Source organism: Ruegeria sp. O4, from assembly GCF_056535125.1.
Window position 1 is genome coordinate 96,846 of record NZ_JBQERO010000007.1, and the last position, 16,987, is coordinate 113,832.

At 55.0% G+C, this 16,987-nt stretch carries 14 protein-coding genes; 7 read left to right on the forward strand and 7 right to left on the reverse strand.

Features of this window, described 5'->3' with window-relative positions:
- Positions 1-221 precede the first annotated feature (221 nt).
- From ACR0J7_RS10640 to ACR0J7_RS10660, 5 genes are all read right to left on the reverse strand, one after another.
- Positions 222-2,666: a GcvT family protein gene (locus tag ACR0J7_RS10640; protein WP_480914189.1), complete on the reverse strand. Its 2,445-nt coding sequence runs from the start codon at positions 2,664-2,666 to the stop codon at positions 222-224.
- 8 nt (positions 2,667-2,674) lie between these two features.
- Entirely contained in the window at positions 2,675-3,556 is an 882-nt protein-coding gene (locus ACR0J7_RS10645) for a phosphotransferase (protein ID WP_480914191.1), read from the reverse strand.
- A gap of 1 nt (position 3,557) precedes the next feature.
- A complete protein-coding gene (locus ACR0J7_RS10650; RefSeq protein WP_480773824.1) occupies positions 3,558-5,549 on the reverse strand; it encodes an ABC transporter permease in 1,992 nt (663 codons plus the stop codon).
- Positions 5,546-6,568 carry a quaternary amine ABC transporter ATP-binding protein gene (locus ACR0J7_RS10655; protein WP_480546022.1) on the reverse strand — a complete coding sequence of 341 codons (1,023 nt, stop codon included), beginning with the start codon at positions 6,566-6,568 and terminating at the stop codon, positions 5,546-5,548. The genes ACR0J7_RS10650 and ACR0J7_RS10655 overlap by 4 nt, the downstream gene beginning before the upstream one ends.
- A gap of 76 nt (positions 6,569-6,644) precedes the next feature.
- A complete protein-coding gene (locus ACR0J7_RS10660) occupies positions 6,645-7,592 on the reverse strand; it encodes an ABC transporter substrate-binding protein (RefSeq protein WP_480559044.1) in 948 nt (315 codons plus the stop codon).
- Positions 7,593-7,606: 14 nt separating this feature from the next.
- On the opposite strand from ACR0J7_RS10660, the gene ACR0J7_RS10665 reads away from it, so the two are divergent.
- The gene (locus ACR0J7_RS10665; protein ID WP_480899708.1) at positions 7,607-8,581 is read left to right on the forward strand and encodes a DeoR/GlpR family DNA-binding transcription regulator; all 975 of its coding nucleotides are present in this window, start codon (positions 7,607-7,609) and stop codon (positions 8,579-8,581) included.
- 197 nt (positions 8,582-8,778) lie between these two features.
- Here ACR0J7_RS10665 and ACR0J7_RS10670 read toward each other — a convergent pair whose 3' ends face one another.
- The gene (locus ACR0J7_RS10670) at positions 8,779-9,807 is read right to left on the reverse strand and encodes a LacI family DNA-binding transcriptional regulator (RefSeq protein WP_480483467.1); all 1,029 of its coding nucleotides are present in this window, start codon (positions 9,805-9,807) and stop codon (positions 8,779-8,781) included.
- A 112-nt stretch (positions 9,808-9,919) separates the two neighbouring features.
- Here ACR0J7_RS10670 and ACR0J7_RS10675 point away from each other — a divergent pair, with 112 nt between their 5' ends.
- From ACR0J7_RS10675 to ACR0J7_RS10695, 5 genes are read left to right on the forward strand one after another with little or no spacing between them, the layout of a single operon-like run.
- Positions 9,920-11,431 (forward strand): tripartite tricarboxylate transporter permease, encoded by a 1,512-nt coding sequence (locus tag ACR0J7_RS10675; protein ID WP_480546023.1) that lies wholly within the window; start codon positions 9,920-9,922, stop codon positions 11,429-11,431.
- Complete coding sequence (locus tag ACR0J7_RS10680; RefSeq protein ID WP_480914196.1) at positions 11,428-11,883, forward strand: tripartite tricarboxylate transporter TctB family protein; 456 nt, start codon at positions 11,428-11,430, stop codon at positions 11,881-11,883. The genes ACR0J7_RS10675 and ACR0J7_RS10680 overlap by 4 nt, the downstream gene beginning before the upstream one ends.
- Before the next feature lie 42 nt (positions 11,884-11,925).
- On the forward strand, positions 11,926-12,885 hold the full coding sequence (locus ACR0J7_RS10685; RefSeq protein ID WP_480483461.1) for a Bug family tripartite tricarboxylate transporter substrate binding protein: 960 nt from the start codon (positions 11,926-11,928) through the stop codon (positions 12,883-12,885).
- 60 nt (positions 12,886-12,945) lie between these two features.
- The gene (gene sauS, locus ACR0J7_RS10690; RefSeq protein ID WP_480914200.1) at positions 12,946-14,367 is read left to right on the forward strand and encodes an acylating sulfoacetaldehyde dehydrogenase; all 1,422 of its coding nucleotides are present in this window, start codon (positions 12,946-12,948) and stop codon (positions 14,365-14,367) included.
- Entirely contained in the window at positions 14,364-15,875 is a 1,512-nt protein-coding gene (locus tag ACR0J7_RS10695; protein WP_480914203.1) for a class I adenylate-forming enzyme family protein, read from the forward strand. The genes sauS and ACR0J7_RS10695 overlap by 4 nt, the downstream gene beginning before the upstream one ends.
- Positions 15,876-16,070: 195 nt before the next feature.
- On the opposite strand, the gene ACR0J7_RS10700 is transcribed toward ACR0J7_RS10695, so the two are convergent.
- Entirely contained in the window at positions 16,071-16,211 is a 141-nt protein-coding gene (locus ACR0J7_RS10700; RefSeq protein ID WP_480483455.1) for a hypothetical protein, read from the reverse strand.
- A 367-nt stretch (positions 16,212-16,578) separates the two neighbouring features.
- On the opposite strand from ACR0J7_RS10700, the gene ACR0J7_RS10705 reads away from it, so the two are divergent.
- Positions 16,579-16,881, forward strand: coding sequence for a hypothetical protein (locus tag ACR0J7_RS10705; protein ID WP_480483453.1), 303 nt, complete (start codon positions 16,579-16,581; stop codon positions 16,879-16,881).
- Positions 16,882-16,987: the final 106 nt, after the last annotated feature.

The window sequence follows — 16,987 nt, forward strand, 5'->3', positions numbered from 1 at the left end:
TGCCTCTCCAGAGCATGTAGTCTGGCGGGGTATTTGACTTTTGCGCGGCGAGAACTGGAAACAAAGTGCTTGTGCATTCCAAATTTGCCAGAAACCTGGTGATCTGGGCGGTAAATCCTGCCGAGATACCTCTCGGTTTACCTGGAAAATAACCACGTTTCCTGAGGTATTGAGGTTGGGACACATTTGCCCCAACCTCATCCAGGTAACAGGAGTTTGTGTTATGATTTGATACGGTCCATTTTGGGATCGTAAAGCGGTTGAAGTGTCACGTCGCAGGAGACACGTTGGGTCGCAACCTCCAACTCATACGTGCCGGACGTAACAAAATCTGCATCGACGCCGAACTGATTTCGGACATAGCCGTAACCGATGGATTTACCGGTTGTATAGCCATAGCCTCCCGACGTTAGCCAACCCACCCGTTCTCCATCCCGGTATATCGTTTCGCGGCCCAACAGCACCACATCGGGGTCGACGGTGAAGCAGGCCAGCATCTTTTTGACGCCCTCGGCCTTTTGCTTCTCGCTTGCCGCGCGACCCTTGAAGTTTATGTTCTTGCGCAGTTTCACAGCCCATCCCAGACCGCTTTCAAACGGCGTGTGATCGGGCCCGATGTCAGACCCCCAGGCGCGGTAACCCTTTTCTAGCCGAAGAGATTCAATTGCGCGGTAGCCCGCATTAACCAGCCCTTGCGGTTGCCCTGCTTCCATCAGCGCGGAATAGACTGTTTGCGCGTATTCGACAGGCAAGTGCAGTTCCCAGCCAAGCTCGCCCACGTATGTCACCCGCAGCGCCTTGACCGGGCAACCCGCGATGCCGATTGTCCGGATCGTGCCAAACCTGAACCCGTCATTCGAGACATCATCACGGGTAACTGCCGCCAGAATATCTCGTGCTTTTGGCCCCATCAGCGACAACACTGCGTTCGAGGAGGTGATATCGAACAGCTGGCAGTTCAGCCCGTCCGGAATATTTCGGCTGATCCAGTCAAAATCGTGGGTGGCATAGCCGGTACCAGTGACAATGTAGAATTCATCATGTGCTACACGGCCCACGGTCAGGTCGCATTCAATTCCGCCCTTGTCATTGAGCATCTGGGTATAGACCAGCGCACCCACCGGTTTGTCCACATCATTGGCACAAATCCAGTTCATCGCCGCCAAGGCGTCCGGGCCTTTCAGCGCGAATTTGGCAAATGATGTTTGATCGAACAGCACTGCCGCTTCTCGGGCCGCTTTGTGTTCACGGCCAACAGCAGCGAACCAGTTCTGGCGACCAAAGCTGTATTCGTCCTTGGGCGTTTCACCCAGCGATGCGTCGGCAAACCAGTTTGGACGCTCCCAACCCAGTTTTTCACCAAAGCAAGCGCCCTGATCCATAAGCGTATCGTACAGCGGTGACTTGCGGCAGGGGCGGCCGGACTCGTGTTCTTCATGAGGCCAGGCCATAGTGTAGTGTTTGCCATATGCTTCGACTGTTCGGGTGCGAACCCAATCGGTGTCGAAATGCGGGCGGCCAAAACGGCGAATGTCGGCGGACCACAGGTCAAAGGGCGGCTCGCCCTTGGCGGCCCATTCTGCCAGCACCATTCCGGCGCCACCGCCAGAAGCAATGCCAAAGGCGTTGAAACCAGCACCAACAAAGAAATTCTTCAGCTCTGGTGCTTCACCTACAATGAAGTTGCCATCCGGAGTGAAGCTTTCGGGACCATTGGTTAGGGTCTTGATCCCCGCGGTCTCCAACGCTGGCACCCGGCCCAGCGACAGCTCCATGATCTGTTCGAAATGGTCGAAGTTACTGTCGAGCAAGGTGTAGTGGAAATCTTTAGGTATGCCATTCACCGCCCACGGGATCGGGTTCGGCTCATAACCGCCCATGACGAGCCCACCAACTTCTTCCTTGTAATAGGTCAGCCGATCGGGATCCCGCAGGGTAGGCAGATCACCGGGTACACCAAATGGTTCTGTGACCATGTACTGATGTTCCATTGGCACCAGCGGCACATTCACACCGAACTTGGCGGCAAAATCGCGCGTCCACTGACCGGCACACACGATCACCTTTTCACATTCGATACGGCCATGTTCAGTGATTACGGCGCGGATTTTGCCGTTCTCGATTTCAAGATCGGTGGCCTTGGTATCCTCGAATATCTTCGCGCCTGCCATGCGCGCTCCCTTGGCCAGCGCCTGGGTAATGTCCGAGGGGTTTGCTTGCCCATCGGTGGGCAGGAACGCCGCGCCGATGACGTCACCGATATCCATCAGCGGCCAAAGATCCTGCGCTTCCTTCGGGGTTAGCAGCTGCATGTCCAGACCAAAGGAATGGGCTGTGGTGGCCTGCCGTTTGACCTCGGTCCAGCGTTCCTCGTTGCAGGCGAGACGCAAACCGCCATTCATTTTCCAACCCGTTCCCAGACCGGTTTCTTCTTCAATCTTGTTGTACAGATCGACTGAATATCCCAGCAGCTGAGTGATATTGGCGTTCGAACGCAGCTGCCCCACCAGACCCGCAGCATGGAATGTGGTGCCCGAAGTCAGCTTTTTGCGCTCCAGCAGCACCGTGTCGGTCCAACCGAGCTTGGCAAGGTGATAGGCGGTCGAGCAGCCGATGATGCCGCCGCCGATGATGACGGCTTTGGCTGTATTTGGAAGGTCGGTCATATCTGTCCTCAGGTGTTTTTGTAATCGGTCAGGGCCGTGCGAAACCGCGCGAGATTTTCACTTGTGTAGGCTGCATAGTCGAAGTCGATATCCGAGGTGATCTCGGACACCATGCTCCACATGGTTTCACGAAGCAGCGAGGCGCATTTCATCGCCGTATAGCGATGACGCAATTGGTTGGTGACGGGTGCCTGAAAGTAGGTTTCCAGAACCCAGTCCTCTTGTTCATTGGAAAGAGAGTTGTTCGAGGCCAGCCCACCCAAATCAAACAATGGCGAGTTGAAGCCCGCGTAGTCGAAATCGATCAGCCACAGGCGGGTGCCATCGTCCAGAAAGTTGCCGCAAAGCAGGTCGTTATGGCCAAACACGATTTCGTACGGCCCGGCCTCGGCTTCCAGGTCATTTCCAATTTGCACAAGTTCCGGGATCAGGCCCTTATGCGAACTTCCACGCTCGGTGAGAGTGGCGGCATAGTCGCGGATGACATGAAAGACCCAGAACACCAGCGACGGTCCGCGCAGGTGCTTGGGCACTTCAAGGTGGCAGGCTTTCACGAGCTCCAGCACCCGCGGCAGCATACTGGGGTCGCGTATGTCCTCTTCGGTCAAAGTGCGGCTTTCGACGAATTCCAGCACTGTTAATTCGTTGGACGAAAACACTACAGCGGGTGACAGACCTGCAGCATGGGCGGCCTTACTGGCAGCCAGTTCGTTGAAGCGCATCACCTGGTGCAAAGGGATGTCGTCACCGACACGCACCACATAGGATCCACTGCTGTCAGTGACCTTGTAGTTCACATTTGTAATCCCACCCGTCAACGGGGTGGCTTTGATTTCGCCCTGCCAGATCGGTAGCTTGCGAATGCGGGTCATCAGGTCGGATTGGGTCATATCAACTCTCCATTCCAAAGCGGATGCGTGCCTGACGAGCGCTTGCGTTGATCAGCCTATCAGCGATGATGGCAATGAATGCGATGGACAGCCCTGCCACCAGACCTCGACCAGTGTCAGCCTTTGTTAGGGCAATGTAGACTTCCTGCCCCAGATCGCGGGTGCCAACGAGGGCGGTGATAACCAGCATGGACAGCGCCAGCATGATGGTCTGGTTAATACCCAAAAGGATTTCGGGCAGGGCCATGGGCAAGCGAATATGGCGCAGAAGTTGCGTGCGTGTGCACCCAGAGACCAATCCGGCCTCGATCAATTCCTCACTGACCGAGCGCACGCCATGGGCCGCATAACGTACGGCCGGGGCCAGTGCGTAAAGGACTATGGCAATCAGCGCAGTGAAATCGCCGACGCGAAACAGCATCACAACCGGGATCAGATAGACAAAGCTGGGCAATGTCTGCAGTGTATCAATCAACAGGTTGATCACCGTCCCGGCGCGTTTGTTCAGTGCAGCCACAACACCCAGTGGAACACCGATCAAGGTAGCAAGAAACACAGAGGCTCCGCAGAGATAAACTGTCACCATTGCCTTGGCCCACAGTCCTGACACGAGGATCAGCGACGCCAGTCCTCCGCACAGCAGCGCCAGCCGCCAGCCCCCTGCGTGCCAACCCAGCAAGGTCAGCATGGCAATGGCCCAAGGCCATGGGATTCCCAGCAAAACCGTTTTGATCGGGATCATGAACCACGTCAGGAAGAAGATCTTGATCGCCTCGAACGTGTCAAAATAATTGATGTTCAGGTATTTGACCGTGTCATCCCAGAACCCGCCAGTGGTGATCGTCTGGCTTTCAGGATATTCCAGCAACAGGGGTGAAAACTGTCCCAGAACCCAGGTCAAAATCAGCAGGATCATTACCAGAACTGTCCGACGATGGCGGGTGATCCACGAGCCGGGGAGCTCGTGATGTACCTGCCCCATACGCTCAGCAAAAGCCTGACTTAGGCGATCGACGGCAATGGCCAGAACTACAATGGCAATACCGGCCTCGAACCCAGCGCCGATGTCCAGCCGGCGCAGCGCGGCAAGGACGTCAAACCCTAATCCTCCGGCCCCGATCATCGAGGCAATGATGACCATGTTCAGCGTCAGCATGATCACCTGATTGACGCCTACCATCAGACTGTGGCTGGCGGAAGGAACCAAAACGCGCCACATCAACTGCTTTTGCGTCGTGCCTGCCATGCGCCCGAAGTCCAAAATCTCGGGGTCGACGGCTCTCAAGGCAAGCGTGGTGATCCGCACCATGGGTGGTGTCGCATAGATGATAGTTGCAACAAGCGCCGAAATCGGTCCAAAGCCGAACATGAACAGAATTGGTACCAGATAGGCAAAGATCGGGATTGTCTGCATCAGGTCCAGAATGGGCGAGATGATGCGATCGAAAGTCAGGTGGCGATAGGCCAATATCCCCAACAACAGCCCGCCGCCCGCGCCAATCGGCACCGCAATCAGGACGGAGGCAAGCGTTACCATCGCGCTGTCCCACTGGCCAAAAACGGCCAGATAAGTGAAACAGCCGCCGACCAACGCCGCCAACCCCCAGTCCCGGCAATACTGTCCCAAAGCTATTACGGCGGTGATAACCACAATCCAGCTGATCGCAGGTAGGATGACTTGCGCATCGTTGCCTTGCCCGGTGACAAAACCCTCGGCCAGCAGGGACAAGACAAGGTCATAGGGCTGTTCTATCAACCAAGCAGCAGCGCGGGTAACGTCGGTGAACGAAACTGGGCCGATTGCAGCATCCTCGATCAGCCAGGACATTGCAGATGAGATATAAGTTTTGAACGGGACGACCCAAGCTGACGGGAATTTGGTGATCCAACGCGCATCGAGCGCTTTTCCCAGGTTGCTGCCGAAATACCCCAGCAGGATCGTGAGTCCGACAAGCAGCAGAATGATGAGCTGACTGCGGGACAGGCGGCTCATACCGCGTCCCCTTCACCGAATAGCACATGGGCCACAGCCTTGCGATCAATGGCGCCAATAACCAGACCATTGCTGTCTGTCACGGGAATTGGTGCATCTGCGGCGATGATCCGTTCCGCCACGGTCGAGACGCGGGTCGATTGCACAATGGGCTCACCTTCACCTGCAGCGCCGACGGTCATTACACCACCAACCGTCAAAACCTTGGAGCGCGGAATATGGCGCGTGAATTCAGCCACATATTCTGTCGCAGGATTCATCACCAGTTCTTCCGGGGTGGCGATCTGGATGACTTCACCATCTTTCATAATGGCGATGCGGTCGGCCAAGCGAACGGCTTCTTCAAAGTCGTGTGTGATAAAGACAATAGTCTTATGCAACCGTTCCTGGAGTCGCAGAAATTCATCCTGCATTTCGCGCCGGATCAGCGGATCGAGGGCCGAAAAAGGCTCGTCCAGAAACCAAAGATCGGGCTCTGTCACCAACGATCGAGCAATGCCCACACGCTGTTGCTGACCACCCGAGAGCTCTCGTGGATAGTAGTCCTCGCGCCCTTTCAGGCCGACCAGTTCCACCACGTCTCTCGCCTTTGCGTCGGCTTCGTGTTTGGGCGTAGCCTGAATAGTCAGGGGGAACATCACATTCTGCAATACGGTCAGGTGCGGTAGCAGGGCAAAATGCTGAAACACCATGCCCATCTTGTGCCGACGGATTTCAATCATTTCTTTCTCGCTGGCGCGCAGCAGGTCGGCGTCGTCGAACAGAACCTCTCCGCTCGTGGGTTCGATCAACCTGGATAGACAACGAACCAGGGTTGATTTGCCTGAACCGGACAGGCCCATAATGATGAAGATTTCACCTTCAACGATTTCAATATTGGCGTTGCGTACCGCTCCGATCACACCCGCATTTCGAATGTCATCTGCCGATGGGTTCGGATTTTGCGCCAGAAGGGTCTCGGCGTTTGGACCGTAAAGCTTCCAAACGTTTCGACAGGACAGTTTTGTTGTGGGGGTCATCAGTGGTGTCCGGGACTAAGACGGAAAAAGACCGAAGCGGTAGAGGAGAGCGGGGTAACCGCTTCGGCCAAGCAGATTATTTAGAGATCCAGCCAGACCAACGGTCTTTGTTCGTCTCCATCCAATCCGCGACAACTGCATCAATATCCACACCGTCCAGATCGGCTTTGCCGACCATGGCGCTCATCTCGTCGTTATTGATGTTATAGGCTTCGATGATGTCATACGCGCCCGGCCACTTCTCTTGCAGGCCAGCCCAAGCAGCCTTCCAGATCGGACCACGCGGTTTTCCGCAGTCATAGGCCAAATCCGGGTTCACACCAACTGACGGGTCGCTGTAGCACTCGGGCGAATATGGCGGAAACTCCACGAATTCGCCGTCATATTTGGCCGGGGCCCAGTGTGGAACATAGACCCAAAGCATGATCGGATCTTCACGCTGATATGCAGATTCCAGTTCTGCAAAAAGCGCTGCATCCGTGCCTGCGTGGACAACTTCAAACTCTAGCTCTAATGCTTCGACGCGCTCGTCGTCGAAACCGCCCCAGGTCACTGGTCCACCGACATAGCGCCCATTTGGCGAGGTTTCAGCGGTGGCAAATTCCCCTGCGCAGTCTTTCAAAGCTTCCCAGTTTGGCAGGCCTGGGCAGCGGTCTTTCATGTAAGCTGGGTACCACCATTCTTCGATCGCCATCAGACCGGTTTCACCAACGTTCACCACGTTGCCAGAGGCGGTGGCTTCGTCCAGCGCTTCACGCCCGGTGGTTTCCCAGATTTCCATTGCCAGATGTAGATCACCTGTCTTCAGGCCCGCAAACTGAGCGATATAGTCCGCCTGAACATATTCAACGTTGTACCCTGCCTCTTGAAGGATTGCTCCCATTATCTTGGTGTTGATCAGCTGTCCTGACCAATCATGCAGCGTCAGTTTGATAGGGTCCGTCGATTCGGCGGCCCAAGAAGCCGAAGCAGTTACGCCAGCGACTAATGCTATTGCGTGTAGTGTATTGAATTTCCTGATCATGTTGTGCTCCCTGAATGTGGCTTTTTGAGTGTTTTTCGTTTATTACACTTCCATGCTGCGCTAGCCTGACAACTACGTCAATAAAAACCACACTTATCCACGATAATTCGTTAAAATTCACACAAAAAGCCCCGAATGGCACCGTATTGGGCGCAATATTGTTTTATTGGGATGACTGCCGTATCCCCCTTTCAGGAGGTCGCATGTTAAAGCCACGAAAAACCACAAATCAGCGCGAAGAAGAAATCCTTCGAGAGCTGCAACATGCGGGCGGGTCGTGCAGGGTCAGCCTCTTGGCTCAAAAACTGAATGTTTCCAATGAAACGATCCGGCGTAACGTCAAGGCACTGGAAGAGCGCAAGATCGTGCGGAAGGTTCATGGCGGCGTACATCTTAGCGAAGACGCAATAGAACCACCTTTTGAAAACCGCTTGGGAACGCAAGCGCATGCGAAAGAAGCAATAGCCCGGGCAGTCGCAAACACCATAAGCGACGGGGATTCCTTATTTCTGGATATTGGTTCGACAACCGCTTACGTCGCGCTTGCACTGCGGAAGCACAAAGACCTGTTTGTTGTCACAAATTCGGTTTTCGTCGCTTACACATTGTCAAAGCACAACAACAACCGGGTGTTTCTGGCGGGTGGAGAACTGCGTGCCCATGATGGGGGTGCTTTCGGTGCAGAGGCATTGGATCTTGTGAAGCGTTTCAACGTACAGCTGGCAGTGTTCTCGGTTGGAGCCGTGAATGGCGATTTGGGCTTCATGCTTCATGATCTTGAAGAGGCCAATATCGCGCGTGCTGCAGCTGAAAATGCGCAGGTGCGCATCGTCGTAGCCGACAGCGGAAAATTCAACAAGCGGGCTCCGATATCTCTCCATAACATGGCCGGAATTGATGTTTTGTATACGGACCGCGTTCCTCCTGCCAACATCCTGGCCATGCTCGACAAAAATGAAATCGAAGTTGTTATCGCAGGGTCGGACTAGTGTCAGAACTGATAGATGTACCCAGCTTACAAAACTGCATCTTTGAGGAGATGGCAGCCTTTTAATGAGATCATGTTGAAATCTGTTAACGAACTATTCGATGGGGAAAACGTCAAATCGCGCATGTTCGTCAACCGGGCCTCATAGTTTGCGACACATCCGTTCTGAATGTGCAAACAAGTTGGCAATGCCGACTATTATACTGACACTGGACCTGTTGTTCCTCTAACAACACAATCCAGCTCGCAGCAAATTTTAAAATGTTCCGACTCATCTGACGTAATGTAATCGGTGAACTTGTCACCTGCGAGTTTACCGATGGCTTCGGCGGGGATTCGAATGGTGGTGAGCCCCGGCTCAACATCAGCCGATCCCTTGAAATCTCCGATGCCCATAATTGAAAGATCGCCGGGAACGTTTAACCCCAGTTTCTGGGCCGCAAACAAAGCGCCCTGCGCTATGACGTCATTTCCACATAACAAAGCCGTAAGTCGAGATGTTTCCGCCAAAAGGTTCAGCGCAGCCTGCTTGGCCTGCGAAACGCTGTAAGGAGCTTCAGATTCGTGCTCGCCCGGAACGGAGACACCCATATTTTGTAGCGCTTCGTGCACAGCGGAAAGTCGATGTTGCGCGCGGTCATTACCATTGGTCTTTGGAAAGATCAGCCCAATGTCACGATGCCCTAGGGCCAGCAGATGCTCTGTTGCGAGACGGCCGGCCAACTGGTTGTCGGCCCCGACACAAGGAAGATCCGAATCCTTTGAGTAGTTCCAAATCGCAAGTGCAGGTATTTTCTGCTGCGTGATCAAGCGATTGGTGGCATCGGAATGCTCCAAGCCAACCAATGCCACGCCGTCCACGCGATGTTCAAGAAACTTGCGCACCATCGCGTATTCCCGATCTAGATCATACCCGTGCGACGCCAGTAGAAGGCTGAATCCTGCCTTGTCGATAGAGTCGGAAAAAGCCTGAATGACCTCAGCGAAGATGGCATGGTTGATAGTTGGTACGACCAGGCCAATCGTTCCTGACCGTTTGCCATGCATTGTTTGAGCGGCACGATTGCGGATATACCCGAGCCGCTGCACTGCCCTGTTGATCTTTTTGCGAGTCGCAGGGCTGACCAGATCAGGGTGATTGAAGGTACGAGAAACCGTAGACGGTGAAACCTTCGCGGCCTTTGCGACTGCCACGATATCGACTTTACCATGCTGAAAATTAGACATAATTTCGTCCTGTCCGGTCGATTTTATGAAAACATTTGCAATACTATTTTCATCCCCTAACCTGATTTGTCAACAAACCAAAAGTGCAGACAAACGGGTTGGGAGGCACTGGATGGAATTCATTTACTACTTCGGGGATGTGTTCACACCGATGTCGTTCTTGCTGCTTTTGGGCGGCACGATCGGAGGGCTGATCCTGGGCGCGACACCAGGCTTGTCACCAACGATGGCGGTTGCCCTTTTGATTCCGTTCACCTTCCAGCTTGAGGCCGCACAGGGGCTGATCTTGCTGGGAGCCGCCTATACCTCGACCGTTGCTGGTGGCGCGGTGAGTGCAATTTTACTGAAAATCCCAGGCGCTCCAGCCAATATTGCCACCACTCTGGACGGCCACACCATGGCCAAGCAGGGACAAGGGGCGCGGGCGCTGCAACTGTCGTTTCTGGCCTCGGCGGTTGGCGGCATCTTCGGTGTGCTCCTATTGATCTTTCTGACACCGGTTTTGGCCAAATGGGCGCTGGCGTTTGGCCCCTCACACCTGTTCTGGCTGGCCATTTTAGGGGTGACTGTGATCGGCACGCTAGATTCTGCATCCGTGGTCAAAGGTTTGCTATCGGGTTGTATCGGATTGTGGCTGGCGACAGTCGGTTTCGACGACATTATGGGCGCGCAACGCTTTATCTTTCACCCTGCACTGGGCGGCGGCATCAACATTATCGCGGCACTGATCGGTCTGTTCGCGATCCCTCAGGTGCTGACGATGTTTGCAAAGGGACGCCACGACACGGGTGCTGAAGTCATCGAAGTTCAGCGCCATTCGATCATGGCCGCATTGCGAGAATTGTTCAGCCGTACCCGAGCACTAAGCATCGGCACACTGACAGGTTCCATCATTGGCCTGATCCCAGGCGTTGGCGGGCAAATTGCCGGGCTGGTTGCCTATGATCAGAGTAAGAAGTTTTCAGCCGAGAAGGACAAGTTCGGCACGGGTCATTCCGAGGGCGTAATTGCCGCGGAGTCCGCCAACAATGCGATGGTGGGCCCATCTCTGGTACCGTTGTTGACCTTGTCGATCCCGGGTAGCCCAACCGCAGCCGTTTTGCTGGGCGGGCTGCTGATTCACGGAATTTTCCCGGGCTCGGATCTGTTCGACAACCACCCGGACGTGGCGTGGACGTTCATAAACTCCATGCTGATCGGCCAGGTCCTGATGTGCGTCTTCGGCCTATACATTGCCGGTCTGGCCGCGCGTGTCGCGCAGGTGCCGCAATCGGTCATGGCGGCCATTGTTCTGGCCCTTTCGGTCTTCGGCGCCTACTCGGTTCAGAGTTCGATGGGGGATGTTTACGTCATGGCGTGCCTTGGCATCGGGATGTTCTTTCTGGAACGATTTGGATTCTCGGCTGCTCCGTTGGTTCTGGGATTGATCCTTGGTCCGATTGCCGAAGCCAACTTCATTCAGGGCGGAATGATCGCGGACGCGACCGTCGGCAAAGCCTCTTACTTCTTGACGGGCGGATTGAATCTTCTGCTGATCGCCGTTGTACTGGCCTCAATTGCCTACTCGGTTTGGATGGAACTTCGCCACCGGCGCTATACCACCAAAGAGGAGGCACAGGCATGAACCGCACACAACACATAATCGGGTCGGGTTTGGTTTTTGCTGTAGGACTTTGGGTAACCTGGGTCAGCTTTACTCAGCAACCGGTCGAGGCATTTCTATTTCCGCGTCTTATCGCTTCGGTCTTTGTGGTTTTGGCAGGGTGGACCTTCGGCAAAGCGCTGATGGGATTGTCCAAGGTAGGCAACGGCGTGACCCGCATGATGTTCATCAACATGCTGCCGGGCCTGTTCGTCACCCTTATCTATGTCTTCTGGGCGTCCAAATCGCTGGGGTTCTACACAGCAACGGCAATCGCGTTTTTCATTCTGCTGTCGATTTACGATCCAGACCCACATTCCGAAGCCAATACCTGGGTCAAGCGCGGTGTCATCACAGCGATCTTTGTGGCGGTGATGTACGGGCTCTTTGCCATGCTTCTGCAAGTCTACACACCAAGGGAATTTCTGTTCTGACCGCAAGGGATGCGGATGAACCAAAATAGGGAGGAAACGCAAATGAAACGGTTGATTACAGGGGCAGCACTGGCCCTCACGAGCCTGGCGGGCGCGGCGGTTGCCGAGGAGTATCCCGAACGCCCAATCATGATGATGGTCAGTTACGGCGCTGGTGGCGCAACCGACTTTCAGGCGCGGATTGTCACCATGACATCCGGGAATGAAGACGCGCTGGGAATGCCAATCGCCATCATAAACAAACCGGGCGCCGGAGGGCGTGTGGGTTGGAACTGGTTCGCAACCCAGGCCGACGCCGATGGCTACACGCTTGCTGCCTACAATGTTCCACATTTCATCGCCCAATCTATTAAGGGTGGGGTCGAGTATTCGGTCGACAGCTTTGAGCCCATCGCCAACTGGGGTGCTGACCCGGCTGTCTTCGTGGTTGGTGCGGACAGCCCGTTCAACTCGATGGAAGGTGTTGTCGCATATGCCAAGGAAAACCCCGGCAAGCTGACCGTGTCCGGGGCTGGGCTTTTTGTTGGTCACCACATTGCGGCTCTTCAAATCGACAAGGCTGCAGGAACAACGATGGCCTATATCCCGACCAAAGGTGGTGGCGCGGCGGCCATGAAAGCGGTAATTGCTGGCGAAGTCATGGGTGGTATAAACAACCTGTCGGATGCGTTCCGCGCAAAAGAGGCGGGCAACGTCAAAATCCTGGGTGTCGCAGATCTTGAGCGAAACGCGTTCCTGCCCGACGTGCCGACCATGATGGAACAGGGGCTCGATGTCGACAACTCGTCGGTCAATTTCCGGGGCGTGATGGTACCCAAGGGAACGCCGCCCGAGGTGATCGAGAAACTTGCGGAAACGGTTCCCGAGATGTTCGCCAACGATCGTGTGGTGAAAAAGATGGAAGCCGGCGGATCGCCCATGCACATCATGACACGCGATGAAGTGATCAAGATGTGGGAGAAACGTCAGCAAACACTGAACGAATTGTTGGCTGGGCTCTGAACCAGTCAACTCCCTACGGGGCGGAGTGGGTCCGCCCCGATCAAACAATCGAGGACCGAGATGAACGCTCAGGAAGGGGTTTCCCCCGAGATCGACGAAGTTGATCGCATAGTAGCGCATGCGCGCAAGGCCCAAGCGACCTTTGAAGAAAGCGGCAGTCAGGCGCTGTACGACAAGGCGGCGCTGGCGGCGGGATGGGCAATCATGGAGCCAACACGCAATCGGGCACTGGCCGAAATCGCTGTTGCGACCACCGGTCTGGGTAATGTTCCGGACAAGATTACAAAGAACCACCGCAAGACTCTGGGCTTGTTGCGCGATATCGCTGACGTGAAAACCCACGGCATCATTAGCGACAATCCAGCAACCGGCATGACCGAGATTGCACGCCCAATCGGTGTAATCGGTGCTGTGGTTCCATCGACCAACCCCGCTGCGACGCCGGCGAACAATATCATCAATGCGCTCAAAGGAGGCAACTCCATCGTGGTGGCACCATCCCCCAAAGGAGTCGCTTCCTGCGAGATGCTGATCGCTTTTATCCATTCAGAGTTTGACAAGCTCGGCCTCGATCGCGATCTGGTCCAGATGATCCCTGCGCCCGGATCCAAGGCCAAGACACAAAGGTTGATGGAAGCCGTAGATCGCGTGATCTGTACCGGCAGTCAGAACAACGTCCAACGCGCACAATCCTGTGGAACGCCAGCAGTGGCGGTTGGTGCGGGCAATGTGACGGTGATTGTGGACGAAACCGCAGATCTGGCCGCAGCTGCTTTCAGGATCACGGCATCGAAATGCTTCGACAACGCGACGTCCTGCTCGTCTGAAAATGCGCTGGTTGTTGTAGATGCGGTCTATGACGCCTTTGTCGCCGCGATCGCCGTTGAAGGCGGTGCCTTGGTACCATCTTCCGAGGCTGGAAACATCATCGCACGGCTGTGGCCCGATGGGCATCTCAACCGATCTGTAATCGCGCAGGACGCTGGCAAGATGCTTGAAGCACTGGATATGGCGGATAAGGTCCCCGAAGGGACCAAGTTCCTAGCCGTGGAAACTGACGGAATTGGCCCGGATCATCCTTTGTCGGGGGAAAAGCTCAGCCGGGTTCTGGCGCTTTATCGAGCGGCAAATTTTGAAGAAGCCAAGGTAATCGCGGCTCGTATTCTGGAACACCAGGGCGCGGGGCATTCTGTCGGAATCCATACCAGCGACGACGCGCGCGCGGTTGGGTTGGGTCGTGACCTGCCCACCTGCCGGGTCATTGTAAACCAGGCGCATACCTTTGCCACTGGTGGCAGCTTCACCAACTGCATGCCCTTTTCGCTGTCAATGGGCTGCGGCAGTTGGGGAGGCAATTCCATCGACACCAATCTGCATTGGCGGCATTTCGTACAAACGACAAAGATCATCCGTGAAACGCCGCCGCGCGAGCCCGAATTGGAAGCGATATTTGGCGGCTATTGGTCGGAGGCGGGGCAATGATCGAACCACCCAAGGGAACCGTCCGGGACTGGCTTGACCGTCGGGCAAGCCGCGGGGGAACCGGGTTCGTTTTCCCGGACGGGGCGCGGGACCTGAATTGGGGTGAATTGCGTGACTCAGCTCGCCGCATCGCAAGCATGTTGACCGAACGGGGTGTGGCGAAGGGAGAAAGCGTCGCCATCCTCTACCCCAATTGCCGGGAAGCGCTTGAGGTCCTTTTTGGCGTTCTCTATGGCGGATTTCGGGCCACGATGATCAATCTTGTCGCGGGTGACAGCGCCGTTGCCTATGCGCTGGAACACAGCGGCGCGTGCTATGGATTTGTACATTCCGATCAAACGGACCTGTTCAGGCGAACGGCCAATCCTGCGAGAATCAAACAGTTGAAGGTGGCAGATGCCGTTGAGTCCGGCAGCAACCTGCATAGCCTCTCGCCTCATAGCCACGCTTTGTTGATGTATACATCCGGAACAACCGGTCGCCCCAAGGGGGTGGTCCACACACATTCCAGCCTGTTGGCAGGGGGTTGGACGACCAAAATTGCCCATGAATTGTCCGAGGCTGATCGCGGGTTTTGCGTCTTGCCGATCTATCATATTAACGGGCTCTGCGTGACGGTGATGGGAACACTGGTCTCAGGCGGATCGTTGGCCATGTGCGAACGATTTTCTTCCAGCAAATTCTGGGACAATCTTGGAAAGGCCGAGGCAACGTGGTTCTCGGTCGTTCCGACCATTATCTCGCATCTGCTGCACTCTGAGACTAGTCCGGATGCGCAAACCCGGCAACGCGTGCGTTTCGGGCGCTCTGCGTCGTCAGCCTTGGCGCCGGACGTGCAGCGTGGCTTTGAGGATCGTTTCGAAATCCCAATCGTGGAAACCATGGGCTTGACGGAAACTGCCGCTCAGATTCTGTCAAACCCGCTGCCCCCCGGCGTTCGGAAGATTGGTTCACCCGGCATTGCATATGGAAATGAGGTTGCAATTCTGGACGCGGAACTTCGGCCTGTACCTACCGGAACAGAAGGTGAGTTGGTCATACGCGGTCCGAATGTGATGCTGGAGTACCTCAATGACCCGGATGCTACTGCGGGCACATTTACTTCGGATGGCTGGTTGCTGACCGGAGATCTCGCCCGCATGGATCAGGACGGGTATGTTTATGTGACCGGTCGATTGAAAGAACTGATCATTAAGGGAGGGGAGAATATAGCCCCTCGTGAGATTGACGAGGCGCTTTATTCACACCCCGACGTTGTTGAAGCTGCGGCCTTTGCCCGCCCTTGCAAAAGCTACGGTGAAACCGTCGAGGCAGCGGTCAAAATTCGAGAAGGTTCTGAATTGACGCCGCAAGCTTTGTCAAAGATCTGTGAGTCCCAGCTAGGCCGTTTCAAGTCTCCTGACAAAGTTCATATTCTGATTGATCTTCCAAAGGGCCCTTCGGGAAAGATCCAGAGAAACAGGATCCTACAAATCGTTAGCGAGGAGGCGAGCGACTTGAAAATGTAGATGGCAATGCCGGTCCGACTCTACCTGAAAAATAAATGCCAAAACAACAGCGGGAATAGCCACAAAAGCAATTCACGTCGCCAGCTTCAGCAGTGCCGAAAGCCTTTCAATCGTCATGATAAGCGTGTTTACATCAACGGTTCCAGGCACCCGTTGTGGCAGATGCCTGAACGCCTCTCCTCTTTCGGAGCGATCTTACTCAACCGCCACCGTCACCGAGATTACCTTGCAGGTAAAACGCAAAGCTGCTTCGGCGCCGTTCGCTTTGGCCACCGGTGTGGAAAGGTCGAAGCCAACGTCTGCTGTTTCGTCCGCCGAAAAGATGATGGCCTGCATCTGGTCGGTCCTGCCCTGTGCCACCTGCATCTCGTCAACAAAGAGGGTGCCGTCCCACCTTTGTCAGGGCTTCCACCGTCATAATCTAAATCGAGGACGATTTCATGAGTACCTTCGGTCACAGATTCGGACGCCGAAACGGTAAGTATCTCGATCCCCAACCAGTTGTAGGCATAGGCTGGAACGCCATTTTCAACATAAAACGACCAGCCGTCAAAGCGGCCCGCTTGTGCGATAATAGCCGGGTGGTCTCCGTTAGAAGGTTCTTCGATATGTTCTGCAATGCGTTAGGAGAGGTTCTGGATATTCGGGGTCATGCCGGTCATGCCACTGCAATCGCCGAAGCTGCGTGTCGACGGAAAGGCCCATGCGATCACCCGAACTACTCGGCGCGCTCGACTCTGTGCAACAGAGCCTGACAAAGCTCAGTGATCTGACCCGTGGTATTCTGAACCGTGTGATACATGTAATGGACCACAGGCTTGCTGAAATGACGTCACTGATTCGCGTATTTTTTGGTTTGTCCGAGGCCAGAATGCTGTCGCCATTCGGGCACGAAGGATTGTTCGGATTTCGCGTGGCTTCACGAAAATGTCACGAAGACCGAGCTGATCCTCAGAAAATTGCCAGCGATAGGTCGTCGGAGATATTTCTGCTTGTGGTTGCCTAAAATTTCATCAAGGCTTTATCCCAGAGCCAAAAGATGTCACGGTTCAACGCAGTGAAAGACAACTTTCGCAACTTCTTTACCGACAGAAACCAAGAAAGCTGCGACG

Bases quoted from the DNA above. Each gene is read 5' to 3' on its own strand.
- ACR0J7_RS10640 (WP_480914189.1), bottom strand. From the start codon at position 2,666: ATGACCGACCTTCCAAATACAGCCAAAGCCGTCATCATCGGCGGCGGC.
- ACR0J7_RS10645 (WP_480914191.1), bottom strand. From the start codon at position 3,556: ATGACCCAATCCGACCTGATGACCCGCATTCGCAAGCTACCGATCTGG.
- ACR0J7_RS10650 (WP_480773824.1), bottom strand. From the start codon at position 5,549: ATGAGCCGCCTGTCCCGCAGTCAGCTCATCATTCTGCTGCTTGTCGGA.
- ACR0J7_RS10655 (WP_480546022.1), bottom strand. From the start codon at position 6,568: ATGACCCCCACAACAAAACTGTCCTGTCGAAACGTTTGGAAGCTTTAC.
- ACR0J7_RS10660 (WP_480559044.1), bottom strand. From the start codon at position 7,592: ATGATCAGGAAATTCAATACACTACACGCAATAGCATTAGTCGCTGGC.
- ACR0J7_RS10665 (WP_480899708.1), top strand. From the start codon at position 7,607: ATGTGGCTTTTTGAGTGTTTTTCGTTTATTACACTTCCATGCTGCGCT.
- ACR0J7_RS10670 (WP_480483467.1), bottom strand. From the start codon at position 9,807: ATGTCTAATTTTCAGCATGGTAAAGTCGATATCGTGGCAGTCGCAAAG.
- ACR0J7_RS10675 (WP_480546023.1), top strand. From the start codon at position 9,920: ATGGAATTCATTTACTACTTCGGGGATGTGTTCACACCGATGTCGTTC.
- ACR0J7_RS10680 (WP_480914196.1), top strand. From the start codon at position 11,428: ATGAACCGCACACAACACATAATCGGGTCGGGTTTGGTTTTTGCTGTA.
- ACR0J7_RS10685 (WP_480483461.1), top strand. From the start codon at position 11,926: ATGAAACGGTTGATTACAGGGGCAGCACTGGCCCTCACGAGCCTGGCG.
- sauS (WP_480914200.1), top strand. From the start codon at position 12,946: ATGAACGCTCAGGAAGGGGTTTCCCCCGAGATCGACGAAGTTGATCGC.
- ACR0J7_RS10695 (WP_480914203.1), top strand. From the start codon at position 14,364: ATGATCGAACCACCCAAGGGAACCGTCCGGGACTGGCTTGACCGTCGG.
- ACR0J7_RS10700 (WP_480483455.1), bottom strand. From the start codon at position 16,211: ATGCAGGCCATCATCTTTTCGGCGGACGAAACAGCAGACGTTGGCTTC.
- ACR0J7_RS10705 (WP_480483453.1), top strand. From the start codon at position 16,579: ATGCGATCACCCGAACTACTCGGCGCGCTCGACTCTGTGCAACAGAGC.